This is a genomic window from Tsukamurella paurometabola DSM 20162 (assembly GCF_000092225.1).
Taxonomy (GTDB): Bacteria; Actinomycetota; Actinomycetes; order Mycobacteriales; family Mycobacteriaceae; genus Tsukamurella; species Tsukamurella paurometabola.
Window position 1 is genome coordinate 1 of sequence record NC_014158.1, and the last position, 25049, is coordinate 25049.

The 25049-nt window shown below is 67.6% G+C and carries 23 protein-coding genes and 2 tRNA genes; 21 read left to right on the forward strand and 4 right to left on the reverse strand.

Translation table 11 applies throughout. The features are described 5' to 3' along the window. Positions 1 to 189 precede the first annotated feature (189 nt). Positions 190 to 1662: a chromosomal replication initiator protein DnaA gene (gene dnaA / locus TPAU_RS00010; protein ID WP_013124710.1), complete on the forward strand. Its 1473-nt coding sequence runs from the start codon at positions 190 to 192 to the stop codon at positions 1660 to 1662. A gap of 36 nt (positions 1663 to 1698) precedes the next feature. Here the strand turns inward: dnaA and TPAU_RS23030 are convergent, their stop codons facing one another. Then, positions 1699 to 2532 carry a hypothetical protein gene (locus tag TPAU_RS23030; protein ID WP_013124711.1) on the reverse strand — a complete coding sequence of 278 codons (834 nt, stop codon included), beginning with the start codon at positions 2530 to 2532 and terminating at the stop codon, positions 1699 to 1701. A gap of 432 nt (positions 2533 to 2964) precedes the next feature. Here TPAU_RS23030 and dnaN point away from each other — a divergent pair, with 432 nt between their 5' ends. The 11 genes from dnaN to TPAU_RS00070 all read left to right on the forward strand — a co-directional run bounded on the left by dnaN (position 2965) and on the right by TPAU_RS00070 (position 15731). After that, positions 2965 to 4128 carry a DNA polymerase III subunit beta gene (dnaN, locus tag TPAU_RS00020; RefSeq protein WP_041944189.1) on the forward strand — a complete coding sequence of 388 codons (1164 nt, stop codon included), beginning with the start codon at positions 2965 to 2967 and terminating at the stop codon, positions 4126 to 4128. A gap of 40 nt (positions 4129 to 4168) precedes the next feature. After that, entirely contained in the window at positions 4169 to 5053 is an 885-nt protein-coding gene (gnd, locus tag TPAU_RS00025; RefSeq protein WP_013124713.1) for a phosphogluconate dehydrogenase (NAD(+)-dependent, decarboxylating), read from the forward strand. 15 nt (positions 5054 to 5068) lie between these two features. Continuing rightward, positions 5069 to 6274: a DNA replication/repair protein RecF gene (gene recF / locus TPAU_RS00030; protein ID WP_013124714.1), complete on the forward strand. Its 1206-nt coding sequence runs from the start codon at positions 5069 to 5071 to the stop codon at positions 6272 to 6274. Positions 6275 to 6400: 126 nt separating this feature from the next. Next, positions 6401 to 7675, forward strand: a complete 1275-nt coding sequence (locus TPAU_RS00035; protein ID WP_041944190.1) for a nucleotide disphospho-sugar-binding domain-containing protein — start codon at positions 6401 to 6403, stop codon at positions 7673 to 7675. A gap of 1 nt (position 7676) precedes the next feature. Further along, entirely contained in the window at positions 7677 to 9272 is a 1596-nt protein-coding gene (locus tag TPAU_RS00040) for an MFS transporter (RefSeq protein WP_013124716.1), read from the forward strand. A gap of 84 nt (positions 9273 to 9356) precedes the next feature. Next, a complete protein-coding gene (locus TPAU_RS00045; RefSeq protein ID WP_013124717.1) occupies positions 9357 to 9899 on the forward strand; it encodes a DUF721 family protein in 543 nt (180 codons plus the stop codon). Positions 9900 to 10147: 248 nt separating this feature from the next. Then, on the forward strand, positions 10148 to 12217 hold the full coding sequence (gene gyrB / locus TPAU_RS00050) for a DNA topoisomerase (ATP-hydrolyzing) subunit B (protein WP_187291001.1): 2070 nt from the start codon (positions 10148 to 10150) through the stop codon (positions 12215 to 12217). A 60-nt stretch (positions 12218 to 12277) separates the two neighbouring features. Further along, positions 12278 to 14791 (forward strand): DNA gyrase subunit A, encoded by a 2514-nt coding sequence (gyrA, locus tag TPAU_RS00055; RefSeq protein WP_013124719.1) that lies wholly within the window; start codon positions 12278 to 12280, stop codon positions 14789 to 14791. Positions 14792 to 14818: 27 nt separating this feature from the next. Further along, positions 14819 to 15517: a DUF3566 domain-containing protein gene (locus tag TPAU_RS00060; protein ID WP_013124720.1), complete on the forward strand. Its 699-nt coding sequence runs from the start codon at positions 14819 to 14821 to the stop codon at positions 15515 to 15517. 53 nt (positions 15518 to 15570) lie between these two features. Then, positions 15571 to 15647 (forward strand) — tRNA-Ile (locus TPAU_RS00065). Positions 15648 to 15658: 11 nt separating this feature from the next. After that, positions 15659 to 15731: transfer RNA gene (locus tag TPAU_RS00070), tRNA-Ala, on the forward strand. A gap of 13 nt (positions 15732 to 15744) precedes the next feature. On the opposite strand, the gene TPAU_RS00075 is transcribed toward TPAU_RS00070, so the two are convergent. Next, positions 15745 to 16197: a hypothetical protein gene (locus TPAU_RS00075; protein ID WP_013124721.1), complete on the reverse strand. Its 453-nt coding sequence runs from the start codon at positions 16195 to 16197 to the stop codon at positions 15745 to 15747. Positions 16198 to 16297: 100 nt separating this feature from the next. Between TPAU_RS00075 and TPAU_RS00080 the strand changes: the two genes are divergently transcribed. From TPAU_RS00080 to TPAU_RS00095, 4 genes are all read left to right on the forward strand, one after another. Continuing rightward, positions 16298 to 16852, forward strand: a complete 555-nt coding sequence (locus TPAU_RS00080) for a hypothetical protein (protein WP_013124722.1) — start codon at positions 16298 to 16300, stop codon at positions 16850 to 16852. Positions 16853 to 16945: 93 nt separating this feature from the next. Beyond that, positions 16946 to 17272: a hypothetical protein gene (locus TPAU_RS00085; RefSeq protein WP_013124723.1), complete on the forward strand. Its 327-nt coding sequence runs from the start codon at positions 16946 to 16948 to the stop codon at positions 17270 to 17272. A 155-nt stretch (positions 17273 to 17427) separates the two neighbouring features. After that, positions 17428 to 18780, forward strand: coding sequence for a hemolysin family protein (locus TPAU_RS00090; RefSeq protein ID WP_013124724.1), 1353 nt, complete (start codon positions 17428 to 17430; stop codon positions 18778 to 18780). Beyond that, entirely contained in the window at positions 18773 to 19777 is a 1005-nt protein-coding gene (locus TPAU_RS00095) for a hemolysin family protein (RefSeq protein WP_013124725.1), read from the forward strand. Before TPAU_RS00090 ends, TPAU_RS00095 begins: the two co-directional genes overlap by 8 nt. Here the strand turns inward: TPAU_RS00095 and TPAU_RS00100 are convergent. After that, positions 19774 to 21576 carry a M12 family metallo-peptidase gene (locus TPAU_RS00100; protein ID WP_160160283.1) on the reverse strand — a complete coding sequence of 601 codons (1803 nt, stop codon included), beginning with the start codon at positions 21574 to 21576 and terminating at the stop codon, positions 19774 to 19776. The two genes, TPAU_RS00095 and TPAU_RS00100, sit on opposite strands and share 4 nt — an antisense overlap. Before the next feature lie 291 nt (positions 21577 to 21867). On the opposite strand from TPAU_RS00100, the gene TPAU_RS00105 reads away from it, so the two are divergent. Genes TPAU_RS00105 through TPAU_RS23035 form a run of 3 tightly spaced genes read left to right on the forward strand, consistent with a single transcriptional unit; the run spans position 21868 to position 23047 of the window. Next, positions 21868 to 22077, forward strand: coding sequence for a CbtB domain-containing protein (locus TPAU_RS00105; protein ID WP_013124727.1), 210 nt, complete (start codon positions 21868 to 21870; stop codon positions 22075 to 22077). 8 nt (positions 22078 to 22085) lie between these two features. Beyond that, complete coding sequence (locus TPAU_RS00110) at positions 22086 to 22838, forward strand: CbtA family protein (protein ID WP_013124728.1); 753 nt, start codon at positions 22086 to 22088, stop codon at positions 22836 to 22838. A 35-nt stretch (positions 22839 to 22873) separates the two neighbouring features. Further along, positions 22874 to 23047, forward strand: a complete 174-nt coding sequence (locus TPAU_RS23035; RefSeq protein ID WP_013124729.1) for a hypothetical protein — start codon at positions 22874 to 22876, stop codon at positions 23045 to 23047. A 31-nt stretch (positions 23048 to 23078) separates the two neighbouring features. On the opposite strand, the gene TPAU_RS00115 is transcribed toward TPAU_RS23035, so the two are convergent. After that, positions 23079 to 23600 (reverse strand): cell wall synthesis protein CwsA, encoded by a 522-nt coding sequence (locus tag TPAU_RS00115; protein WP_013124730.1) that lies wholly within the window; start codon positions 23598 to 23600, stop codon positions 23079 to 23081. Positions 23601 to 23703: 103 nt separating this feature from the next. Here TPAU_RS00115 and TPAU_RS00120 point away from each other — a divergent pair, with 103 nt between their 5' ends. Together TPAU_RS00120 and TPAU_RS00125 are read left to right on the forward strand one after the other, a co-directional pair. Beyond that, the gene (locus tag TPAU_RS00120; RefSeq protein ID WP_013124731.1) at positions 23704 to 24237 is read left to right on the forward strand and encodes a peptidylprolyl isomerase; all 534 of its coding nucleotides are present in this window, start codon (positions 23704 to 23706) and stop codon (positions 24235 to 24237) included. A 317-nt stretch (positions 24238 to 24554) separates the two neighbouring features. Beyond that, positions 24555 to 25049, forward strand: coding sequence for a C40 family peptidase (locus TPAU_RS00125; RefSeq protein ID WP_013124732.1), 495 nt, complete (start codon positions 24555 to 24557; stop codon positions 25047 to 25049).

Genomic DNA, 25049 nt, shown 5'->3' on the forward strand with positions numbered 1-25049 from the left:
AAACGGCCGAAGCAATCGGCCGAAACACCCTACACTCGGTTCTTCCACACCTGTGGATAGACCTGTGGAGTAGAGTGCTTTCGCAGGTCGGGTGGGGTGTATTTGTGCACAACCCGACGACGAACATGTGGACGATAAGCCGGGCGAAAGCCGGAAGCAGCAGCTCCCGGGGCCGGCGCGGAGGACCTGATGACCGTTGATCCACTCATCGAGACGTGGACAGCCGTCGTCGACGATCTCTGTGGGGAGAGCACCGATCGCACCCTCACGATGCAGGAGAAGGCCTGGCTGCGCCTGGTCCAACCGCTGACACTCACCGAGGGTTTCGCCCTGGTCGCAGTGCCCTCGCAGTTGATGAAAGACGTCATCGATCGAAGCCTTCGCGACCCGATCATCGACGCCCTGTCCATGCGCCTGGGCCAGGACGTGGAGCTCGGTGTCCGGATCTCCCCGGATGCCACGCCGCCGGTGACGGTCGCCGCCGAGCCGGATCCACCGGCCGGCCCGAGCACCGCGGACCTTCCCGTACCGAACCTCCCCCCGGCTGCGGCGCCGTTGGAGGCACCGTCGGTCACGCTGCCCCCGCCGATGACCGGACCATCGTCGAAATCGAACGGCAGCTCCGGGTCGAGCGGCTCGAGCCTGAACCAGAAGTACACCTTCGAGACCTTCGTGATCGGCGCCTCGAACCGGTTCGCCCACGCCGCCGCCTTCGCCGTGGCCGAGGCGCCCGCCCGGGCGTACAACCCGCTCTTCATCTGGGGCGAGTCCGGGCTCGGTAAGACGCATCTGCTGCACGCCGCCGGCCACTACGCACAGCGACTGTTCCCCGGCATGCGGGTGAAGTACGTCTCCACCGAGGAGTTCACGAACGACTTCATCAACTCGCTCAAGGACGACCGTCAGGTGCAGTTCAAACAGCGCTACCGCGATGTGGACATCCTGCTGGTGGACGACATCCAGTTCCTCGAAGGCAAACTGGGTATCCAGGAGGAGTTCTTCCACACCTTCAACACGCTGCACAATGCCAACAAGCAGATCGTGGTCTCGTCCGATCGTCCGCCGAAGCAGCTTGCGACGCTGGAAGATCGGCTGCGCACCAGGTTCGAGTGGGGCCTGATCACCGATGTCCAGCCGCCCGAGTTGGAGATCCGGATGGCGATCCTGCTCAAGAAGGCGCAGATGGAGCGGATTCACGTTCCGCACGATGTGCTGGAGCTGATCGCCACCCGGATCGACCGGAACATCCGCGAGCTGGAGGGCGCCCTGATCCGCGTGACCGCCTTCGCCTCGCTCACCCAGACCGACGTGACCTACGAACTCGCCGAAATGGTGCTCCGCGATCTCGTTCCGGACACCACCACCATCGAGATCTCTTCCAGCACCATTCTTTCCGTGGTGGCGGAGTACTTCGAGATCACGGTCGCCGATCTCAAGGGCACCGAGCGCGCCCGTGCTGTGACCCATGCCCGCCAGATCGCCATGTACCTGTGCCGCGAGCTCACCGAGCTCTCCCTGCCGAAGATCGGCCAGATCTTCGACCGCGACCACACCACGGTCATGTACGCGGAGCGCAAGATCCGCAAGGAGATGCCCGAGCGGCGCCGCGTCTACGACCAGGTGCAGGAACTGACCACCCGGATCAAACGACGCAGCCAATAGGGCACCGCGACAACCGGCGCCGCGGTCTCCGCCCGGTCAGCGACCCGAGGTGCAGATCAGCGGTCCGCCTCCGCTGGTCTCGGCGCTCGACTTCTGTTCTGAGACGACGGTGCCGTTCCGCTTGATGGTGCAGGATGCGTCGCCTGTGTAACCGATCACCGTGATGGTCACCAACGGTGCATCCGACGTGAACGACTTGGACCACGGAAGTGGTTGGGAGCCGAAGAGACTGGTGTCCGGGATGCCGATCGTCACCAATTGAGCGGATCCGCTACCGGTGACCTCGACCGTCCACTGCCGCGCATTGGGACCAGTGGTCGACCCGCCGCCGAAGATGGGTGGCACGGAGATCGACGGGATACCGCTGGGCATCGTCATCCCACCGGTGGTGGTCCGGGTCGTGGTCGGCGCCGTCGTCGGCGTCGGGGTGGCCGCGGTGTCCTTCGACCCGCCGCCGCTCGTCGCGATGCCCACCACCACGCCGGCGAGTACGAGCACGAAGACCACGGCGGCCACCGCGATCCAGATGGCCTTCTTATTGCCATTGCCTCCACCGTCGTCACCCGAACCTCCACCGGGCCCGTACGGGTCGCCGGGGACCGGCGGTGGTCCCTGCGGCGGCTGCTGGCCGTCATAGGGCCCGTACGCGCCCTGGGTGTAGCCGAGCTCGTAGCCGCCGGTACCACTCGCGGCCTCATCGCGCCCCATCTCACGCGTCGGTTGATAGCCGCCGGGCTGCGGCGGGTATGGGCCACCCGGCTGCACGGGTGGGTACGGGCCGGCCGGCGGATTCGGGCCGGCCGGCTGCGGCGGGTAGTTCTGTCCGCCCGGGTGCTGTCCGGGATTCTGCTGCGGATCGGGGTATCCCATGGTCACAAGGTACGCCAGGGCGTGTCGTCCGCCACGTGCGAACAGATCCCCGGGCCTGTGGATGAATCACTGAAAATGCAGGAACAACCTGGGGAGAGTTCCTCCACAACCGTCCACAGGAAGGCTTCATCACCAATCACACGAATGTAGTTCCACATTCGGTGCGGCGCGTCGTCAACATCCCGACACGCCAGCGGCGCTGCGCGGACACCGTCCATCCACAGCATCCACAGGGCCTATCACTACAGGTTATTTCTTCTCTAGATACTTCTTTTGAAAAGAGGATGTGGGGAAGCAGGCCCCGCGGGTCGGAGCGGACACCGAGTTCAGACGGGCGTACACCGACCGGACCCACCTCCTATAGCATCGAAGCCCTGACGGCAGAAGCCGCCACGCCCTGCCCGCATGTCCCTACCGAAAGGCTCCGTCGGCATGAAGTTTCGCGTCCCGCACGAGGAGTTCGCCGAATCCGTCGCGTGGGTAGCCCGCAGTCTGCCGTCGCGTCCTCCGGTACCGGTCCTCGGCGGTGTCCTGCTGACCGCGGGTGACGACGGGCTCACCGTCTCCGGATTCGACTACGAGGTTTCGGCACAGGTTCGGGTCGGCGCCGAGGTCGCCGACGAGGGCCAGGTCCTGGTGTCCGGGCGCCTGCTCGCCGACATCACCAAGGCGTTGCCCAACAAGCCGGTCGATGTGGAGCTGGACGTGACCCGGGTCGCGATCAGTTGTGGCAGTGCGAAGTTCTCGCTGCCCACGATGCCGGTCGAGGATTACCCGCAGCTGCCCGAGCTGCCGCAGCAGACCGGTGCGATCGAGCGCAGCATGTTCGCCGAGGCGATCTCCCAGGTGGCCATCGCGGCCGGTAAGGACGACACCCTGCCGATGCTCACCGGTATCCGGGTCGAGATCGAAGGTCAGCGTGTCGTTCTCGCGGCCACCGACCGGTTCCGCCTGGCCGTGCGCGAATTCGACTGGCAGCCGCAGTCCGGCGACGTCAAGGCCGCCGTCCTGGTGCCCGCGAAGACGCTGTCCGAGGCCGCGAAGACCTTCGCCGGTGATTCCGAGGTAGGAATCGCCCTGGGCGCGGGTTCCGCGGTGGGTGCCGATGGCCTGCTCGGTGTGGTCGGGCCGGATCGCCGCACCACCACCCGCCTCCTCGACGCCGACTTCCCGAAATTCCGCCAGCTGTTGCCCGCTTCGCACACCGCGATCGCCACGATGGAGATCGCGCCGCTGCTCGAGGCGATCAAGCGCGTGGCCCTGGTGGCCGACCGCGGCGCCCAGGTGCGCATGGAGTTCGGTGACGGCACGTTGCGGCTCTCGGCCGGCGGAGACGACGCGGGGAAGGCTGAGGAGGAGCTCCCCGCCGATTTCCAGGGCGAGCCGCTCACCATCGCCTTCAACCCGGGCTACCTGCAGGACGGCCTCGCTGCCATCCACACGGATTCGGTGACGTTCGGTTTCACCACACCGTCTCGGCCTGCGGTGCTGCGGCCCACGGTGGAGAATGCTTTCCAGCCGGACGACTCGGGGGCCTTCCCCGCGCCGCAGAGCGCGTACACGTACCTGCTGATGCCCGTGCGTCTGCCCGGCTGAGCGAACCGTCGACATCCACCACACGGAAGGCGTGACCAGCATGCAGTTGGGTCTCATCGGTCTGGGCAAGATGGGCGCGAACATGCGCCAGCGCGTGCGCGCCGGCGGGCACGAGGTAGTCGGTTACGACCCTCGGCCCGAAGTGACCGACGTGCCGACCCTCGAAGCACTCGTCGAGGCGCTTGAAGCACCCCGGGTCGTCTGGGTGATGGTGCCCGCCGGTGAGCCCACCCGGGAGACGGTGCGCAAGCTGGCCGACCTGCTCGGCGAAGGCGATCTGGTGATCGACGGCGGTAATTCCAAGTACACCGACGATCAGCCCAATGCCGACCTCTTGGCGGAGAAGGGCGTCGGGTACCTCGATTGTGGTGTCTCCGGCGGTGTCTGGGGTCTGGAGAACGGTTACGGCCTGATGGTCGGCGGTTCCGACGCCGATGTCGAACGGGCCATGCCGATCTTCGATGCGCTGCGCCCCGAGGGCGATCGCGCCGACGGTTTCGCGCACAGCGGTCCGGTGGGCGCCGGCCACTACGCCAAGATGATCCACAACGGCATCGAGTACGGACTGATGCAGGCGTACGGCGAGGGCTACGACCTACTCGAGGCGGAACCGCTCATCGAGAACGTGGCCGGTACCCTCCGAGCCTGGAGCAAGGGTACCGTCGTACGCTCATGGCTCCTCGACCTCCTGGTCAAGGCCCTCGAAGAGGATCCTGGCTTACAGGAGATCACCGGGTACACCGAGGATTCCGGCGAGGGCCGGTGGACCGTCGAGGAGGCGATCCGGCACTCCGTGCCGGCGCCCGTGATCGCGGCGGCGCTGTTCGCCCGGTTCCAGTCCCGGCAGGACGATTCCGACACCATGAAGGCGGTCTCCGCCCTGCGCAATCAGTTCGGCGGGCACGCCGTCCGGCGCGCCGACTAGTTTCCCCGCGCTTCCTTGTACGTTCGCCGATTACGCCTGCACGACTTCCGGTCCTGGGACGATGTGGACATCGAACTGGGGCCGGGTGTCACCGTCTTCGTCGGGCGTAACGGTTTCGGTAAGACCAACCTCATCGAGGCGTTGAATTACCTGGCGACTCTCGGCTCGCACCGGGTGTCGACCGATCAACCGCTGATCCGGGTGGGCACGGAGTCCGCGACGGTACTGGCGACGGTGCACAATGCGGGCCGCGAGCTGACCGCGGAAGTCGACATCGTGGCCGGTCGCGCGAACAAGGCCAGAATCAACACCGCTCCCAGCCGACGCCCGCGGGATCTCCTGGGCATCCTGCAATCGGTGCTGTTCGCTCCCGAGGATCTGTCGTTGGTGCGCGGAGACCCGGGCGGCAGGCGACGGTTCCTCGACGAACTCGCGATCCTCCGAACACCGCGGATCGCGGCCGAGAAGGCCGACTACGACCGGGTGCTCAAACAGCGGACGGCGCTGCTCAAGACCGCGTACGCCGCCGCCCGTCGCGGGGGACCGGACGCCGAGTCGATGCTCGCGACCCTCGATGTCTGGGATGTGCAACTGGCGCGCTTCGGCGCCGAGATGCTGGCGGCGCGATTGGAGGTGGTCGCCGCGCTGCAGCCGCACCTCACCGTGGCCTACGGCGCGCTGGCACCGCATTCGCGGGCCGCCACCATGGAGTACACGAGCGGCCTGTTCGATGACGAGTTCGGAGGCGATCCGGCCACCGCCACCGTCGCCGAACTGGAGGAGGCGATGCTCGCCGGCCTGCAGCGTGCCCGGTCGCGGGAGATCGATCGGGGAGTATGCCTGGTGGGGCCGCACCGCGACGACCTCGACCTGCGACTGGGTAACGAGCCCGCGAAGGGATTCGCCTCGCACGGTGAATCCTGGTCGTACGCTTTGGCTCTGCGCCTGGCATCCCTCGAGCTGTTGCGCGCCGGTGGCAGCGACCCGGTGTTGCTCCTCGACGACGTCTTCGCCGAACTCGACACCAAACGGCGCACCGCGCTCGCCGACGTCGCGGCCGAGACCGAGCAGGTGATCGTGACCGCGGCCGTGCCCGAGGATCTGCCGCCGACGCTGCGGGCCCGCACCTTCGAGGTCACCGTCGAGGGGCCGGCCGATGCCCGGATCTCACGGTTGCGGAGCGCACCGGACGACGACCGCCCCGATGAGACCGCGTCCTAGCGGTTCGGCGGATCACGACAGCAGGCCGTAGAGTGCCTCTGTCATCGCAATCGGGGGCGAGGAATCAGAACATGTCGAGATAGAAACGATGGAGAGGCGACCACGGTGCGCATTGCGATCGCTTGTATGGGTTCGCGCGGCGATATCAGCCCCCTTCTGGCAGTGGGCCGCGTGTTCGCCGACCGCGGCGACACCGTGACGATCGGCTGCACGGTCGAATCCCGGGACTTCGTGCGCTCGCACGGATTCGAGCCGCGCATTCTGACCACCCTCAATCTCAAGGAATTCCTCCAATCGCCTCTCGGGCAGGAGAAGTTCTTCGGTACCGGCACCGCCACGCAGCTACGGGCCGTGGGCAAACTGGCAGACTCGCACGCCGACGAGTTCGACGAGCACCTCGCGCAGTTGTGCGCGGACGTCGACTGCGTGATCAGCACCAGGATCATCGAAGAGCGCGCGGCCCTGGTCACCCACCGGAACGGCACACCGCTGGTGATGCTCGAGTACTTCCCGGGCGATGCGCACAGCACCGTGCCGAATCCCTTGCTCGGACCGCGGCTCCAGGACATCACCGCCACGATCCCGGTACTGCTGCCGCTCACCTACCGGATCTTCGATATCGGCTGGGCCCTCAGCATCGCCAAGAAGACTCTGCACCTGGCCAAGCGCGTCGGCTATCCCCGGCGGATCATCAACCCGCGGTCTGTTCTCAACGGCCGTGACATCCTTCGCGTCGAGGCCTTCGGCACCGCGCTGGTACCGCCGCGCACGCGGAGCGACGCGCGGCAGCCTCGGATCGGATTCATCCGGATCGAGGGCCGTCCCGCGGATCGCGCCGCCCGTGACCGGGCGGTCGAGGCGTGGATCGACAGCGACGACCGTCCGTTCGTCTACCTGGGTTTCGGCAGCATGCCGATCGTCGACTTCGACGGCGTGGTGACGGAACTCGCCGCCACCCTGGCCGGTGAGGGACTACGCTTGATCGCCGTCCCCGGATGGTCTGCGCGCACGGGCGACGAGGTCGTCGAGACGCCGGACCTGCTGGTGCTGCCGGATATCGACCACGACGCGGTTTTCCCGCGCTGCGCGGCGATCGTCCATCACGGCGGCGCCGGGACCACCGCCATCGCAGCGGCCTCCGGTCGGCCCTCACTGGTCTGCAGTCAGGCCTTCGATCAGCACTTCTGGGGTCGGCGGATCGAGGCAGCCGGTGCCGGTGCGCTGCTCTCGCGCCGTCGGATGTCGGCGCGCACGATCGCCGAGGCAGTGCTCTCGCTGGTGCGCGACGATGCGGTGGTGGCGGGTGCACGCCGGCTCGGCGAGGTAGCGGCGGAAGACCTGCGCGGGCGTGACCAGTTCATCGAGGCCTTCGACGCGTTCGTGGCCGAGACCGGTCGTTGAGGTGAGCGCATCGTCCGGTGCGCTGAGCGCGCCGAAGCGGTGGATCTCACTGGCCACCGTGTGTATCGCGGTCCTGATGACCGGTATGGACAACAGCATCGTCACCATCGCGCTGCCCACCCTCAGCAATGAGTTCGGCGGCGGCATGAGCGCCCTGCAGTGGATCGTGGATTCGTACACGCTGGTGTTCGCGGGCCTGCTGCTGGCCACGGGCTACTTCGGGGACCGGATCGGCCGGCGCAAGGTGCTGGTCGCCGGACTGGTGTGCTTCATCGTGATCTCGGTCCTGGCGACCCGGTCCACATCGCTGGCGCAGTTGATCACCGCGCGTGCGGCATTGGGCGCCGCCGCGGCGCTGATCTTCCCCGCGACCCTGGCGATCATCTCCGTGCTGTTCCCGGAGAAGCAGGAGCGGACGAAGGCGATCGCCGTGTGGTCGGCCGCGGCCGGCGCGTCGATCGCGATCGGTCCCGTGGTCGGCGGCTATCTGGTCGAGCACTTCGCCTGGTCCTCGGTGTTCTGGATCAATGTGCCGATCTCGGTGATCGCGATCATCGGATGTCTGACGTTGGTGCCCGAGTCGTTCGGTTCCGAACGCCCGTCCTTCGATCTGTTCGGGGTGCTGCTGTCGATCTCGGGTATCACCCTGCTCGTGTGGGCCCTCATCGAGGCGCCGAACTTCGGATGGGGAAGCGCTCCCGTGGTCGGCGCGCTCGTGGCGGCGGCGGTCTTCCTCGTCACTTTCGTGGTCTACGAGCGGCGACAGGCGAATCCGGTCCTCGATGTGACCCTGTTCCGTTCGCGCGGGTTCGCGATGGGCTCCTTCGCGATCTGCGCCGGCTTCTTCTGCCTCCTGGGGTTCGTGTTCATCACGATCATGTACTTCCAGGCGGTGCTGGGATACGGACCGTTGGAGACCGCGGTCCGGGTGATCCCGTTCGCGCTGGTGGCGGTCGCGGTGACGCCGCTGGCGGCGCTGGCCAACACCGAGCGCCGGATGCGGTTCGCCATTTCGACCGGCCTGGCCATCATGGCGGCGGGTTTCGTCTTCACGTCGCGACTGACCGAATCCGCCGACTACCTGACACAGATCCTGCCGTCGATGTCGGTGATCGCCGTGGGTCTCGGGTTGCTACAGGGGCCCGCCACCACATCGGTGATGACCTCGGTGCCATCGGGTGAGGCCGGGGCGGGATCGGCCGTGAACGACACCACCCGGGAGGTCGGCGGTGCGCTGGGCGTCGCGATCCTGGGTTCGGTTGTCGCGCATCTCTATTCCGCTCGGGTGGCCGAGGACGTCGCCCGGCTGCCGGTGGCACCGGGAATCCGAGCCGAGGCCGAATCGTCCGTCATCGGGGGCGTGCGCGCCATCGGTGCGGCACCGCCCGAGCTGCAGGCCGCGCTCGGACACACGGTGCAGCAGGCCTTCGTCTCCGCGATGCAGTCGGCGAACCTGGTCGCGGCCGGTGTCGGCGCGGTCGCATGCGTCGTGGTCGCGGTCTTCCTGCGGACCCGGCCCGAGGCGCGGCACCGTCGTTCGACGTCGCAGACGCAGGTCAGCGTTCACGACCTGGTGGGCAGGCGCGCCGGCGAGTGATCTCCCGGTTCGGGACGCGCCGACACTGTCGGTGGCCGCGGGTAGCCTGGGGACACCGGATCGAGCCCGGCACAGGGAGGTGTCATGACGGGGCCGAACAACGACGGTCAGCTGCACGGCTCCGATATCGCGCGCCGCGCCCTCGAAGAGGCGCGCGCTGCGGCGAAGGCGGCGGGCAAGTCCGTCGGCCGCGGTAATTCCGCCCCGATGACCGGCGGCGTCCGGCGATTGCGCCAAGGTTCGAAGCGATGGTCCGGACCGGCACCCGATGGCCGCGATCCGCAACGTTTCGGCGCCCTCATCGGAGGCATCGCGAAGGCACGTGGCTGGGATAAGAAGGTCAGTGAGGGAACGGTTCTCGGTTGTTGGGACACCGTGGTCGGCGCTGATGTGGCGGCCCACGCCCAGGCTGTGAGCCTGCGTGAGAAGGTGCTCTACGTGAGTGCCGAGTCCACCGCATGGGCCACGCAATTGCGCCTCATGCAACCGCAACTGCTCGCCAAGATCAACGCTGCCGTGGGCCAGGGCGTGGTCACCTCGCTCACCATCACCGGCCCCTCCGCACCCAGCTGGCGTAAAGGCCCTTTGCATGTGCCGGGGCGCGGTCCGCGCGACACGTACGGGTAACCGATCCGCGGCCCAGCAGGGCCGTGCGGCGGACAAGGATCGATCCGGAGTGATCGCGCCGAAAAGGCGTCGGATTCGTCTGCGACGCGTTCAGGGCGTGGCAACCGCATTTAACGTCCTGAAGAAGAGTAGACTGGAACGGCAAGAGCGGTTCGCCCCGGTGGCCGCTGTCCGTTCACCATCGACCTGGCTCGTCGGGTAGCGCCCGGACGCGCCGGGCGGTGGTATCGACGAAGGAGCGCCAACACATCGTGGCGGCTGACAACAACGCTGGAAAGTCCGGTTCGGGCAACTACGGCGCCGATTCCATCAAGCAGCTCGAGGGCCTGGAGGCGGTGCGCAAGCGCCCCGGTATGTACATCGGTACCACCGGACCGCGCGGCCTGCACCACATGATCTGGGAAGTCGTCGACAACTCCGTCGACGAGGCCATGGCCGGCCACGCGACCCGGGTCGACGTGAAGCTCCGAGCCGACGGCGGCGTCGAGGTCATCGACGACGGTCGCGGCATCCCCGTCGCGATGCACGCCAAGGGCATACCCACCGTGCAGCTGGTGCTCACCTCGCTCCACGCCGGCGGCAAGTTCGACTCCGATGCGTACGCCGTCTCCGGCGGCCTGCACGGCGTCGGCATCTCGGTGGTCAACGCGCTGTCGAGCCGCGTCGAGGTCGAAATCGACGTCGACGGCTTCCACTGGCAGCAGAACTTCCACTGGGACGACGCGAAGCGCGACTCCGTTGCCGAGGATCTGATCAAGGGCGAGCCCACCACCCGCACCGGTACGACGGTGCGGTTCTGGGCCGACCCGAAGGTGTTCACCGAGACCACCCACTACGACTTCGAGACCGTCTCGCGGCGCCTGCAGGAGATGGCCTTCCTCAACAAGGGCCTGACGATCACGCTCACCGACGAGCGCCCTGTCGCCATCGAGGTGCCCGACGAGGACATCACCGAGGAGGCACCCTCGGCGCACGAGGAGGACGTCGCCGCCGCGCTGGCCGAGGTCGCGCCCAAGAAGCGCGAGCGGATCTTCCACTACCCGGACGGGCTCGTCGACTACGTCAAGCACATCAACGCACGCACGTCGAAGTCCCCGATCCACGCCTCGATCATCTCCTTCGAGGGGAAGGAGAAGGGTCACGAGATCGAGATCGCGATGCAGTGGAACTCCGGCTACTCGGAGTCCGTGCACACCTTCGCCAACACCATCAATACGCACGAGGGCGGAACCCACGAGGAGGGATTCCGCACCGCGCTGACCGGCGTCGTCAAGGCCTACGCCAAAGACAAGAAGCTGGTGAAGGAGAAGGACGGCGAGCTGTCGGGCGACGACATCCGCGAGGGCCTCGCCGCGGTGATCTCCGTGAAGGTCGCCGAGCCGCAGTTCGAGGGCCAGACCAAGACGAAGCTCGGCAACACCGAGGTCAAGAGCTTCGTACAGAAGGTATGTCGGGAGCAGCTGCAGTTCTGGTTCGATTCGAACCCGGCCGACGCCAAGACCATTGTGCAGAAGGCCGCCGCCTCGGCCCAGGCCCGTCTCGCCGCGCGGAAGGCACGAGAGCTGGTGCGCCGCAAGAGCGCCACCGATATCGGCGGCCTGCCCGGCAAGCTCGCGGATTGCCGCAGCAACGACCCCGACAAGTGCGAGGTCTACATCGTGGAGGGTGACTCGGCCGGTGGTTCCGCCAAGAGCGGCCGCGACTCGATGTACCAGGCGATCCTGCCTATCCGCGGCAAGATCATCAACGTCGAGAAGGCGCGAATCGACAAGGTGCTCAAGAACACCGAGGTCCAGTCGATCATCACGGCTTTCGGCACCGGTATCCACGATGAATTCGACATCGCTAAACTGCGCTACAAGAAGATCGTGCTCATGGCCGACGCCGACGTGGATGGCCAGCACATCTCGACGCTGCTGCTGACGCTGCTGTTCCGATTCATGCGGCCGCTGGTCGAGCACGGCCACGTGTACCTCGCACAGCCGCCGCTGTACAAGCTCAAGTGGCAGAAGGGTGCCGAGCCCGAGTTCGCCTACAGCGATGCCGAGCGCGACGCGCTGCTGGCCGAGGGCCTGAAGTCCGGCAAGAAGATCAACAAGGACGACGGTATCCAGCGGTACAAGGGCCTCGGCGAGATGAACGCCAAGGAGCTCTGGGAGACCACGATGGATCCGACGGTGCGCGTGCTCAAGCAGGTGACCCTCGACGACGCCGCCGCGGCCGACGAGCTGTTCTCGATCCTCATGGGCGAGGACGTGGTGGCCCGCCGTTCGTTCATCGCCCGCAACGCCAAGGACGTGCGGTTCCTCGACGTCTGATGCGCCGGCCCGGACCACCGGGCCGTGCACCGTCGAACCGCCTGAAGTCGAAGGAATTCCATGACTGACACCACCCCGCCCACCGAGACCGGTGGTCACGACCGGATCGAACCGGTCGACATCCAGCAGGAGATGCAGCGCAGCTACATCGATTACGCCATGAGCGTGATCGTGGGCCGCGCGCTGCCCGAGGTGCGCGACGGTATGAAGCCGGTGCAGCGCCGTATCCTGTACGCGTCGTACGACGCCGGCTACCGCCCCGACCGCAGCTATGTGAAGTCGGCCAAGCCCGTCGCCGAGACCATGGGCAACTACCACCCGCACGGCGACTCCGCGATCTACGACGCGCTGGTCCGGCTCGCGCAGCCCTGGTCGATGCGGTACCCGCTGATCGACGGACAGGGCAATTTCGGCTCGCCCGGTAATGATCCCGCGGCCGCCATGCGCTACACCGAGGCTCGCCTCACCCCGCTCGCCATGGAGATGCTGCGCGGAATCGACCAGGAGACCGTCGATTTCGCGCCCAACTACGACGGCAAGACGCAGGAGCCCACCGTGCTCCCCGCGCGTGTGCCCAACCTGCTGATGAACGGCTCCGGCGGTATCGCCGTCGGCATGGCCACCAACATCCCGCCGCACAATCTGCGCGAGATCGCCGAAGCGGTGTTCTGGTGCCTGGAGAACTACGACGCCGACTCCGAGGCCACGCTCGAGGCGTGCATGGAGCGAGTCAAGGGCCCCGACTTCCCGACCCACGGGCTCATCGTGGGTGGCCAGGGCATCAAGGACGCCTACTCCACCGGCCGCGGCTCCATCCGCATGCGCGGCGTGGTGGAGGTGGAGGAGGACTCCAAGGGCGCAACGGAACTCGTCATCACCGAGCTGCCCTACCAGGTGAACCCCGACAACCTCGTGCTGTCGATCGCCGAGCAGGTCCGGGACGGCAAGATCGCCGGCATCAGCAAGATCGAGGACCAATCCTCCGACCGCGTCGGCATGCGGATCGTGGTGCGGCTCAAGCGCGATGCCGTCGCCAAGGTGGTGCTGAACAACCTCTACAAGCACAGCCAGCTGCAGACCAGCTTCGGCGCCAACATGCTGTCCATCGTGGACGGTGTGCCGCGCACCCTGCGGCTGGACCAGATGATCCGCTACTACGTGGCGCACCAGTTGGACGTCATCGTGCGGCGCACCAAGTTCCTGCTCCGCAAGGCGGAGGAGCGCGCCCACATTCTGCGCGGCCTGGTCAAGGCGCTCGACGCCCTCGACGAGGTGATCGCGTTGATCCGCGCCTCGCAGACGACGGAGATCGCACGCACGGGCCTGATGGAGCTGCTCGATGTCGATGAGCTCCAGGCCAACGCCATCCTCGACATGCAGCTGCGCAAGCTGGCGGCCCTGGAGCGGCAGAAGATCATCGACGAACTCGCCGAGATCGAGCGCGAGATCGCCGACCTCAAGGACATTCTCGACAAGCCCGAGCGGCAGCGCGCCATCGTGCGCGACGAGCTGGGCGAGATCGTCGAGAAGTTCGGCGACGACCGCCGCACCAAGATCATCGCGGCCGACGGCGACGTGACCGACGAGGATCTCATCGCCCGCGAGGACGTGGTCGTCACGATCACCGAGACCGGCTACGCCAAGCGCACCAAGACCGACCTGTACCGCAGCCAGAAGCGCGGCGGAAAGGGCGTCAAGGGAGCCGATCTCAAGCAGGACGACATCGTGCGGCACTTCTTCGTGTGCTCGACCCACGACTGGATCCTGTTCTTCACCACCAAGGGTCGCGTCTACCGGGCCAAGGCCTACGAGCTGCCCGAGCAGAGCCGCACCGCACGCGGTCAGCACGTCGCGAACCTGCTGGCCTTCCAGCCCGAGGAGCGGATCGCTCAGGTGATCCAGATCAAGGGCTACGACGATGCGCCGTACCTGGTGCTGGCCACCAAGAACGGTCTTGTGAAGAAGTCCCGCCTGGAGGACTTCGACTCGAACCGCAGCGGCGGCATCGTCGCCATCAACCTGCGCGACGAGGACGAGCTGGTGGGTGCCGCGCTGGTCTCCTCCGAGGATGATCTGCTGCTGGTGAGCAAGAATGCCCAGTCGATCCGGTTCTCCGCGACCGACGAGGCCCTGCGCCCGATGGGCCGCGCAACCTCCGGTGTGCAGGGGATGCGGTTCAACGGCGACGATCAGCTGTTGGCGCTCAACGTGGTCCAGGAGGACACCTACCTCTTGGTGGCCACTTCGGGCGGTTATGCCAAGCGCACCGCGATGGACGACTACCCTGTGCAGGGGCGTGGCGGCAAGGGCGTGCTGACGATCCAGTTCGACCCGAAGCGCGGTGACCTGGTGGGCGCGCTCATCGTCAACGATGAGACCGAGCTCTACGCGATCACCTCGGGTGGCGGAGTCATCCGCACCGCCGCGCGGCAGGTCCGCAAGGCGGGTCGCCAGACCAAGGGTGTCCGGCTGATGAACCTCGGCGAAGGCACTACGCTTCTGGCCATCGCGCGGAACGCCGACGAGACCGACGAGACGAGCGACGAGACCGAGCAGGCGACCACCGAGGAATAAGGTCGCCGCGACTCAAAAGGAGCGCATGTGAGTACCCCTGGAACCGGCCCCGGGCAGCCCAGCGAGCCCGGGCCGGAGCAGGCGGGTCGACAGCCCGTCCGGATCCCGCGACGGGACACCGACCTCGGCCGCGTCATCGACGCACCCACCGAGGGCGTGGAGCGGGACGAGCTGCCGAAGGATCTGCCCGATCTCGACAAGATCCACCATGTGACCCCGGCGGACGCGCCCACCACTCCGGTGGCCACGACGCCGCCTCCGGCGGCCACCGCGCCGGCGGAGCCCGAGCCCGAGGCCGCACCGTCGAACCTGCACACCGTGGGCAGCACGCCGGCCCGCGCCGCGGGTGTGAAGACGCAGGCCGCAACGGGACCCGTGCGGGCCGCGATGCAACTGCGGTCCATCGATCCGTGGACCACGTTCAAGCTCGCGGGTGTGGTCTCGGTGGTGCTCTTCTTCGTGTGGATGATCGCCGTGGGCGCGCTGTACGTGATCCTCAACGGCATGGGCGTGTGGTCGAAGATCAACGACAGTTTCCAGACCCTGGTCAACGAGCAGGCCGGATCGTCGATCCTCACGGCCGGCGACGTGTTCCTGTACTCCGGGCTGGTGGGTTTGGCGAACGTGGTTCTGCTGACCGCCCTCGCCACCGTCGGGGCGTTCATCTACAACCTGTGCGCCGACCTCGTGGGCGGCGTCGAGGTGACCCTCGCCGATAGGGATTGACCAGCAATTTTGTAGAACCCGAGGTGCACTGGTAATCTTTCACCTCGGTTCACGGGCCTATAGCTCAGGCGGTTAGAGCGCTTCGCTGATAACGAAGAGGTCGGAGGTTCAAGTCCTCCTAGGCCCACCACACCCCGACCCGGGGCCTTAGCTCAGTTGGTAGAGCGCCGCCTTTGCAAGGCGGATGTCAGGAGTTCGAATCTCCTAGGCTCCACAAAGTTTCGCGATCAAGGCGGTCTCGTATCAGCGAGGCCGCCTTTGTTGTCCTGCCCGGCGGCGGCGCCGCGCACCTGCCTTCGGCGCAATTCTCTGCGCGTTTGCAATCCGCGGGCTTGTGCCAGGCCGAGCCACAGCGAACCGGCCACGACCACCAGCCCGACGATCACGCGCCCCGGGCCTGCCACACGGTTGAACGACTGCTGCTGAGCGTAGGTTCGGTACTTGCCGTCCGTGGGAGGGGTTGGCGCGGCGTCGACGAGGAGCTGCTCGTCGAGTAGCTTTCGGCCCGTTGCGCACACGTCGGCAGCTGTCATCGTCTTCATGTCGCACGTCGCGGGCCCGGTGATTATCACGGCGCCGGTCCACACGGCATAGAGCCCGAAGAGGAGACACAGCGGGTTAGCGACGAGGAGCCATGCGGAGACGTCCGGCGACTCACGCGTCGACGAATGCTTGCCCATCCCCGCAACCTTAGATCGACGTACCTGGATCCGGGTGCACGATGGAGCGCGGCGTCACAGCAGAATGCACAAAGTTTACTGATATGGAATCATGGTATTCATGATCGCACTCAAGACTCGTACCGCCCTCGCTGCCGTCGTCGCCGGAGCTTCCGTCGCCACCATGACCGCCGCTCCCGCCGTCGCTGATCCGGCCCGCGTGGTCGCGGGTCCGTTGTCGATCGATCGCGGCACCCTCGCGGGTTGGGAGATCACGGCCCCGGATGCGGAGGGCACCGTCGTGGCCGGAGTGAAGCTTGCGGGCAAGAACTGGGGTTCGCAGATCGAATTCGGCCCCTCCCTGGTGAAGGGGGCATCGACGGACGCCGTGGCTCGCACGATCGTCACCCGGAGCCTCGAGTCCGACGGCTACAAGGGCCTCAAGGGCCGCGTCGTGGGCGTGCAGGTGACGCCCACCTCCGTGTCCGGTGTCCCGGCCACTCGGGCTACCGCCGAGGTGCAGTTCGACGGTGCCCCGGTTCGGGCCGACCGCCTGCGGGTCGTCGTGGTCGACACCACGCCGCAGACCTACTTCCTCTCGGCCGTCCCCGTCGAGGCGCCCGACCGCCTGGGGCAGGCCGACGCCGCCGAGCGCAGCCTCGTCGCCGCACGCTGAGCGTGACCGCCGCGCCGGGTACCGACCAACCCGTCGGTGCCCGGCGCGGCGTCGTGACGGCGATGTGGATCGTCGAGAGGTTGCGGACCTGACATGTCGACGTGGGACATCGCGCGGGCCGTCGTCGCCGCCGGCTGCGCTCTGCTCGCATTCCGGCAGTTCGGCATCGGTTTCCGTGCCGCCTGCGAGTGCGATGAGGTGTTCGGAGACGAATACCGCGCCCTGCGCCGGACCTACTGGCGCAGCGGCGGCTACCTGGTCCTGTGGGCCGGTGCCGCCGGACTCGTGGGCTTCAATCCCGCCATCGGGGCAGGCTTCGCCCTCATGATGGGGCCACTCCTGGTGGCGAACGCCTTCCAGATGACGGACTTCCTGCAGCCAGTCGAGATTCACGAGGCGAAGCGACCCAAGGACGACTGAAACACCGCCGACGCGGCGGTGCGATTTGCCCTATTCTGGTGGGGGTACGGCATTGACGACCCCGAAGGAATGATGAGACGCGCCTCGCGCAAACGCCGAAGACCCGACTCGCCCGCCCAGGGCCCTGACCGTTCGCTGCGGGGGTGTCACACTCCGTGCTAGCCGTCCTGAGCATCCTCGCGGGCATCGTGGTGGTGCTGCTCATCACCGCCTTCACCGGCTACTTCGTAGCCCAGGAATTCGCATACATGGCCGTCGACCGGTCGCGCCTGAAGGCGCGGGCCGAAACCGGCGATCCCGCAGCGAACCGCGCTCTGTCCGTCACCAAGCGGACCTCGTTCATGCTCTCCGGGGCCCAGCTCGGCATCACCGTCACCGGCCTCCTGGTCGGCTACGTGGCCGAACCCCTCATCGGTCAAGGCCTGGGCACACTGCTCGGCGGTGTGGGCGTGCCGTCCGCCGTGGGCATCGCGATCGGCGCGATTGCCGCGGTGGGCCTGTCGACCGTCGCGCAAATGGTGTTCGGAGAACTGTTCCCGAAGAATCTCGCCATCTCTCGGCCGGAACCCGTTGCGCTCCAGCTATCCCTGTCGACCACGATCTACCTGAAGGTGTTCGGCTGGCTCATCCGCTTCTTCGACGCCGCCTCCAACGTACTGCTGCGCGCGGTGCGGATCGAACCCGTGCACGATGTGGAGCACTCGGCCACCCCGCGCGACCTCGAACACATCGTGGCCGCCTCCCGTGATGCCGGTGAACTCCCAGCCGAACTGTCCACACTGCTCGACAGGATTCTCGATTTCCCCACGCACACAGCCGAACATGCCATGATCCCGCGCTCGCGGGTCGACGTGGTCCCTGCCGGTGAACCCGCGGGAGCCGTCCTCGATCGCATGGCGGACGGACACACCCGGTACCCGGTGGTCGGTGCGACGTCCGACGACCTGATCGGTGTGATCACCCTGCACGACCTGCTCACCGACACTTCAGGCACCGCGGCCACTCGCTGCCGGCCGGCGGTGGTGGTCCCCGCCTCCCTGCCGTTACCCGCCGTGGTGGCCCAGCTCGCCGACGCGCGGCAGGAGATGGCGCTGGTGATCGACGAGTACGGCGGTTTCGACGGTGTGGTGACCGTCGAGGACATCGCCGAGGAGCTGGTCGGTGAGATCGACGACGAACACGATCCCGGAGCCGCTGATCCGGCGGTTCCGGAGGGCGAAGGCTGGCTGGTGCGCGGAGACCTGCACATTGATGAGCTCGAACGCCTTCTCGACCTCGACCTCGAACCCGGAGATTACGAGACGATCGGCGGCGCGGTGATCACCCGCCTCGCCGCCCTCCCGCGACCGGGCGACACCGTCGACCTGCCGGTCGTACCCGAACCGCCCAACCTACTCGACGACGCACCGCCGCAACGATTCCTGCGAGCAGAGGTACGCACCGTCGAGCGGCGCGTACCGGACCGCGTGCACCTGACCGTGCGAACCGAGGAGGCCGGCGATGGATAACCCGTGGGTGATCGTCGCGATCACGGTGGCACTCATCGGTGCCAGCGCGTTCTTCGTGGCGGTGGAGTTCTCGCTGATCGCGGTGCGCCGCAATCGACTCGAGGACAACGCCGGATCGAGCCGGTCGGCGCGGGCCGCGCTGCGCAGCTCTCAGGAACTGTCGCTGCTGCTCGCCGGATCCCAATTGGGTATCACGGTGTGCACCCTGGCGCTCGGCGCCATCACCAAACCCGCGGTCGACACATGGCTCACACCGGTGTTGGAGAGCACCGGAATGCCTCCGTGGACGGCCGATGTCGGTGCCTTCCTGCTGGCGCTGTTCATCGTGACCTTCCTGCATCTGGTGGTGGGCGAGATGGCGCCGAAATCGTGGGCGATCGCGCACCCGGAACGGTCGGCGGTAATGCTGGCGCTGCCCATGCGGGGCTTCATGACGGTGACCCGGCCGCTGCTCGTGGTGCTCAACAACACGGCGAACGCGTGCCTGCGGAAGGTGGGCGTGACCCCGGTCAACGAGGTGGAATCGGGTCAGGACCCGGCCGCACTGCGTCAACTGGTGCAACATTCCGCCACCGTCGGCGCCCTGAACGAGCAGTACTCCGGACACCTCACCAGTGCATTGGAGCTGGAGGCACTGACCCTCGGCGACATCGCCCGGTGGGATGTGCCGCCGTCGGCGGTTGCGCCGTCGGCCACGCCGGAGCGGATTCGCGCCGTGGCCGATTCCACCGGTCACCTGCGATTGCTCGTCGGCGACGGTGCCGTGGCGCTCGGCATGGTGCACGTCCGCGACAGCCTGCATGCACCCGACGACGCCACCGCCGCAGAACTGATGCGCCCAGTGCTGTTCCTGGCCGCCGATGAGCCCGCCTACGCGGCACTCGGATTCATGCGGGAATCGCGAACCCACCTGGTCGTGGTGCGGCGGCAGGACGGCGACACCGCGGTGGTCACGCTCTCCGATCTCCTCGGGCGGTTGATGCCGGCGGCATCCTAGGAGCCCGCAGTCGACGCCCGGTCACTTGAAGCGCTCGACGCGGCCGAGCCGGTGGAGGCAGGCGACGCACCCGACCCGGCGGACTCTCCCGTGCCGGACGGCGACGACGCGGCGCTACTCGTGACTCCGGTTCCGCCCGAGGGTGATTGCGGAGAGTCCGCGTTGCTCCCGGTCGTTGCGGAGGAGTCCGACGGGCGCGCGATCGTGTCCGCCGGGGTGCTCCGTTCCGGAGTCGTCCTACCCGGGGTCGCCCGCTCCGGCGTCGACGCGGCGGCATCGTCGGGCGCGGAGACGGACGGCGTGGGCACCGCAGCTGCGGTCGCGGCACCGTCCGTCGTGAGCGCCTCCGCGCCCGCGCGTCCCGAATCAGCCCGGGCCACCGCACCGGTGAGGGCCGGCCCACGCGCTGCCGCGGCGGACACCACCGGTGCAGGCGAGCCGGTCGAAGTGCTCCGCTGAGTGTCGGCGCCGGGCGTGCTCGGGGCGAGATAGCGGGACGCGTCGCCGGTGCCGGTGACGGCCGCGCGCACACCCTCGCCGACCGCGTTCGACAGGCGCGCGAACACGTCGATGGGGCCGAGCGGATTGCCGGTGGCAGTACGTGCGGGATCCAGGAGCACGCGCACGAACGGCGATGTGAGATCGATCAACGGGCGGACGAAGGCGATCGTGCCCGTCGCCGCGCCGAAGTCCAGTAGCGGCAGCATGATCGGAAGAATCTTCGCGGGGAGCGTCACGTACCGGGTGCCGTCGCGAAGCTCACAATTCGTCGTGGGAGAGCACGAGTCCTTCGCGGCTTTCACCGCAGCGGCGACCTCGGCCGGGCTGTAGCCCGCACGGGCGGCCGACGGCGCGTTCTCGATCCGCGCCGAGCGGTACGCGCCGGGGAGAGTGCGCTGCGCGATGAGGCGGTTCAGCGCTGCGAGGGGCTCCACGAGACTCGGGCGGGCGGCACCGTCCTCGTTGTATTGGAACTGCACCATGGTCGCCGTCCGGTATCCCGCGACCACCGGCATCGTCTTGGCGAAGACCGAGGCGATGTCCGAGGGCCTGGTGCCGCCCCGCTGCCCGAAGGGGAGGCCGCCGACGGTCACGTCCGGGTTGGAGTAGTACGGCCGACGGCTGCACGAGTTCGGTGCGCAGAGCGATGAGTTGTTGTACGCCATGACGTCGACGAGGCCGGCCGGGTTGACGTAGCCATGGCGCTCGGGGTTCGCTCCGCGGGTCGCGGGTGTCGTTCCCCAGTCGTGCAGGGCTCCGAGGTTGTGACCCAGCTCGTGCGCGAACACTCCGGCCTCGCCACGCTTGAGATCCGGGGCGAGCCAATCGTTGCCCACCACACTCCAGGCCTCGTTGCCGGACACCGTGGTGAACGGCATGGTCGGGTTGCTGGCGATCCCGGCGCCGCCCGCGACCACGACGGAGACCAGGTCGGCGTCGTAGGTGTTCCGCAGACTCTGGGTGTTTCCGGCGAGCCAGTCGATCGCAGGCTTGCCCCGGCCGACCGTCGACCCCGGGGCCGAGGTCTGCTCGACTCCCACCACCCGGATCCGGCCCGCGATGTTGCTGCGTCGGAGGGTGTCGTTCATCGAAGCGATCCCCTCTTCGACCGCGGCCCGCACCTTGGCTTCGCTACCGCGCGCCTTGAGCACCTCCGGTGTGTACAGGACGAGCAGGTCGATGGTCGGGTCGGGCCCGGTTGCAGCGGTGGCGGGAGCGACGCTGCCGAGGGACAGCAGCGCCGCAGCGGCGGCGGCGAGGCCGATCATCGAGGACCGGTGACGAGGCAGGTTCCGCACGAGAGCACCTTTCAGCTTTGCGATCACGAACGACGGTCGGAAGGTACCCCGCCGCCGCAGTCGTGCCATGCGCTCCGGCCGAACCTTCACGAAACCTTCTCACCTGCGACGATCCAGACGGGTTCGGTGATGTCCTGGCCATCGGTCGCGATGGATGTTCGTCCGGGGATATGCTTCGGCGGCCGGAAGCGGAATCCCTGCGGGGAGCGGTCGCGCCACTGTGAAGCCAGACCCGCCCCGGCACCCGTTCACTATCCGGGCGCGAAACCCCGGACGAAGGAGTCGACAATCATGGCGAACCTGAGCACCGCGCACGCGGGTGATCTCTCGCTGGGCATTTCGCGACGAGCCGTGTGGCTCACCGTCGCCACCCTGCTGGCCGTTCTGGCCTACTACTTCATCGGGATCGACCAGGGCGCCGTCTCGGTGTTCGGCAACGACACCCACATCCACGAGTTCTTCCACGACGCCCGGCATTTCCTGGGCTTCCCCTGCCACTAGGGGTCGACGTGGAGAAACTCGTCATCGCCCGCGGCGCGGCCGCGGGCGCCCTGTCCGGGCTACTGGCGTTCCTCTTCGCCCGCTTCCTGGTGGAGCCCATCATCGAGCGCGCGATCGCGCGGCAGGATGCCGCGGATGCGGCGCAGCATGCATCGATGCCGGGCATGGACATGGACTCCGCCGAGGTCTACAGCCGGGCGGTGCAGCAGAACTTCGGTCTCGGCGCCGGGATCATCGTGTTCGGGCTCGTGCTCGGCACACTGTTCGCGGTGGCCTACTGCGTGGCCGCTCCGAAGTTCCCGCGGTGGAGTCCGCGTGCGCTCGCGCTGGCCGTGGCCGGCTCCCTGTTCGCCGGCTTCTACGTGATCCCGTATTTGAAGTACCCGCCCAATCCGCCGGGGGTCGGTGATCCCGATTCGATCGGCGAACGCACGGGGACCTACCTACTGATGGTGGCGATCGGCCTGGCGTTGGTCGCCGTGGCGTGGGTGGTGGCGCTCGCTCTCACACCGAGGTACGGGGGCTGGGGGGCGGCCCTGATCGGCGGTGCGATCGTGGTGGCGGGTTCGGTGCTCGCCTACCTGGTACTCCCGGCGCCGTTGTCCGCCAAGGACTTCCCGGCAGACGACCTGTACTGGTTCCGCACCTACTCCTTCCTCGCGCAGGTGATCCTGTGGGGCGGGATAGGGCTGATCGGCGGAGAGTCGATCCACCGGCTCACCCTCTCGCGTGGGCGGGCTGCGGAGTCCGTGTCGGTCTAGAGACGAAACGCGCCGGCGGGTCTACCCTCGTGGGTATGACCCGCCGTTGCGTTCTCTGCTGGGTGGTCGCGGTGTTCTTCCTGATCGTGGCCGGGGTCGCCTTGTACCGGGGCGGACCCGGTGGCATCGACGGCCTGTTCCTCGTGATCGCCCTCGCCTGGGTGCTGCTCGCCATCCAGGCGCACCACCCCGTCGGCTGGCGCGGCTGATCGTTCGCCGCGCCGCCGACCGGGTGTGCGGCTATTCGCCGATCTTGCGCGGGTCTTCGTCGGCCACCACGGCCGCGGTCTCCTCGTCGGAGGCCGCCGGAGCGCTGTCGCCGGTGGCGCCGCTCGCCGGACGCACCCGCGGCGGTTCCGGCGCGACGGGCGGGGCCTTCGGAGTGCGCAGCAGCTTGAAAGCGGTGCCGCCTACGGCCAGCACCAGCGCTACGACCAGGGTGATCAGGAGCGGCTTGCGCACGCCCCCGCCCTTCACCGGGAGCGACGGTGCCGCATCGTCGGCCGGCGCGGCCGGGTCGGACGAACGGACCGTGTGCACGACCTTCTTCGCCAGAGCCAGAGCGATGGTCTTGCGGGTGAGGTTGAAGAAGGTGTGCAGCACGTGGCTGGCGATCGAGAGGCCGATGCCGGTGAGGCCGCGGGCGATGTTCAGCGGGCCGGTGAAGCTCTGGCCGAAACCGGTGGCGACGCGCTGGGCGTTGGAGGGAGCCTGCGACGTCTCGTCGGCGGGCTGGACGTCGTCGAGCAGTGGGGTGGCCATGGTGGCGGAATCCTTTCGGCGGACGTGTGACAGTGTGCACCGCCGGTTCGCCCGATTCGTGAACCCCGACCGGACGGCTCCGCCGCAATGGCAGAATGGCGGTGTGACCAACTCCAACGCTACCGCTCACGCGACCCTGCACACCTCCGAAGGCGACATCCGCATCGCCCTGTTCGGAAATCACGCCCCCGTGACCGTGGCCAACTTCGTCGGACTCGCTCAGGGGACGAAGGAGTACACCACGACCAACGCGTCGGGCGGCACCAGCGGACCGTTCTACGACGGCTCGATCTTCCACCGCGTCATCGACGGTTTCATGATCCAGGGCGGCGACCCGACCGGCACCGGAACCGGCGGCCCCGGCTACGACTTCGTCGACGAATTCCATCCCGAGCTGAAGTTCGATCGCCCGTACCTGTTGGCCATGGCCAACATCGGCCGCCCCGCGACCAACGGGTCGCAGTTCTTCGTGACCGTCGGCAAGACGCCGCACCTCAACAACCGGCACACCATCTTCGGTGAGGTCGAGGACGAGGACAGCAAGCGCGTCATCGATGCCATCGGCCAGGCCCCCACCGATCGTGCCGACCGGCCGATCAAGGAGGTCACCATCAACTCGATCACCATCGAGCCCTAACAGCACGTCCCGCGAGAGGCCCGGCCGGATTCCGGCCGGGCCTTCGTGTGTCTTCGGGCGGAATCGCCGTTGGTGAAGATACTTCCTTAGCCTAAGACGTCCACGGTGGCGGATCGACGCAGCGCCGGAATTGCCGACTAGTCAAGAAAACCTGTGGTCCAGGCCACCGCTGGTGGCCGCGGGTGCGCAGATTCACCGGTATCGAGCCGCTCTGAGATGGACACCCGGTGTCCGTCCTTCGTAACCTTGCCGTGATCTTCAGGAGATGTTGGCGTGACCATCACGCCGCTCCGGAGGAACCGGGAGTGTGAACGAAAGTGACCAGCGACAGTACGAAGACCACCAGCCGCACCCGCGCCGCCTTCGGCGCCTCCGTCGCAGTGATCGGACTCGTCGCTTCACCCGCGGTCGCCCTCGCCGCCCCCGCACCTCAACTGCCCGCCCCGCAGGCCCCCGCGCCGCAGGCGGCCGCCGCTCCCGACCGCGGTGCCGTGGTTCAGGCCGCACTGACCCGCGTGGGGATGCCCTATCAGTACGGCGCGTCGGGCCCGTCGTCCTTCGACTGCTCGGGCCTCGTCAGCTGGGCCATGAATCAGGCCGGTCTCAGCGTGCCGCGCAGCAGCTACTCGCTGATGAGCGCCGGCGTCCCCGTGTCGCGGGGCGAGCTACGCCCCGGCGATGTGGTGATCACCAACGGCGGCGGTCATGCCGCGCTGTACGTGGGTAATGGACAGGTCGTCGAAGCCGTCACCTACGGCACCCCGGTGCGCGTCTCGGACATCCGCGGCTTCGTGACCGCGCGCCGATTCTGA

Bases quoted from the DNA above. Each gene is read 5' to 3' on its own strand.
- dnaN (WP_041944189.1), top strand. From the start codon at position 2,965: ATGAAGTTTCGCGTCCCGCACGAGGAGTTCGCCGAATCCGTCGCGTGG.
- gnd (WP_013124713.1), top strand. From the start codon at position 4,169: ATGCAGTTGGGTCTCATCGGTCTGGGCAAGATGGGCGCGAACATGCGC.
- TPAU_RS00035 (WP_041944190.1), top strand. From the start codon at position 6,401: ATGGGTTCGCGCGGCGATATCAGCCCCCTTCTGGCAGTGGGCCGCGTG.
- TPAU_RS00045 (WP_013124717.1), top strand. From the start codon at position 9,357: ATGACGGGGCCGAACAACGACGGTCAGCTGCACGGCTCCGATATCGCG.
- dnaA (WP_013124710.1), top strand. From the start codon at position 190: ATGACCGTTGATCCACTCATCGAGACGTGGACAGCCGTCGTCGACGAT.
- TPAU_RS00105 (WP_013124727.1), top strand. From the start codon at position 21,868: ATGGCGAACCTGAGCACCGCGCACGCGGGTGATCTCTCGCTGGGCATT.
- TPAU_RS00075 (WP_013124721.1), bottom strand. From the start codon at position 16,197: ATGGGCAAGCATTCGTCGACGCGTGAGTCGCCGGACGTCTCCGCATGG.
- TPAU_RS00095 (WP_013124725.1), top strand. From the start codon at position 18,773: ATGGATAACCCGTGGGTGATCGTCGCGATCACGGTGGCACTCATCGGT.
- gyrA (WP_013124719.1), top strand. From the start codon at position 12,278: ATGACTGACACCACCCCGCCCACCGAGACCGGTGGTCACGACCGGATC.
- TPAU_RS23035 (WP_013124729.1), top strand. From the start codon at position 22,874: ATGACCCGCCGTTGCGTTCTCTGCTGGGTGGTCGCGGTGTTCTTCCTG.
- TPAU_RS00080 (WP_013124722.1), top strand. From the start codon at position 16,298: ATGATCGCACTCAAGACTCGTACCGCCCTCGCTGCCGTCGTCGCCGGA.
- TPAU_RS00085 (WP_013124723.1), top strand. From the start codon at position 16,946: ATGTCGACGTGGGACATCGCGCGGGCCGTCGTCGCCGCCGGCTGCGCT.
- TPAU_RS23030 (WP_013124711.1), bottom strand. From the start codon at position 2,532: ATGGGATACCCCGATCCGCAGCAGAATCCCGGACAGCACCCGGGCGGA.
- TPAU_RS00115 (WP_013124730.1), bottom strand. From the start codon at position 23,600: ATGGCCACCCCACTGCTCGACGACGTCCAGCCCGCCGACGAGACGTCG.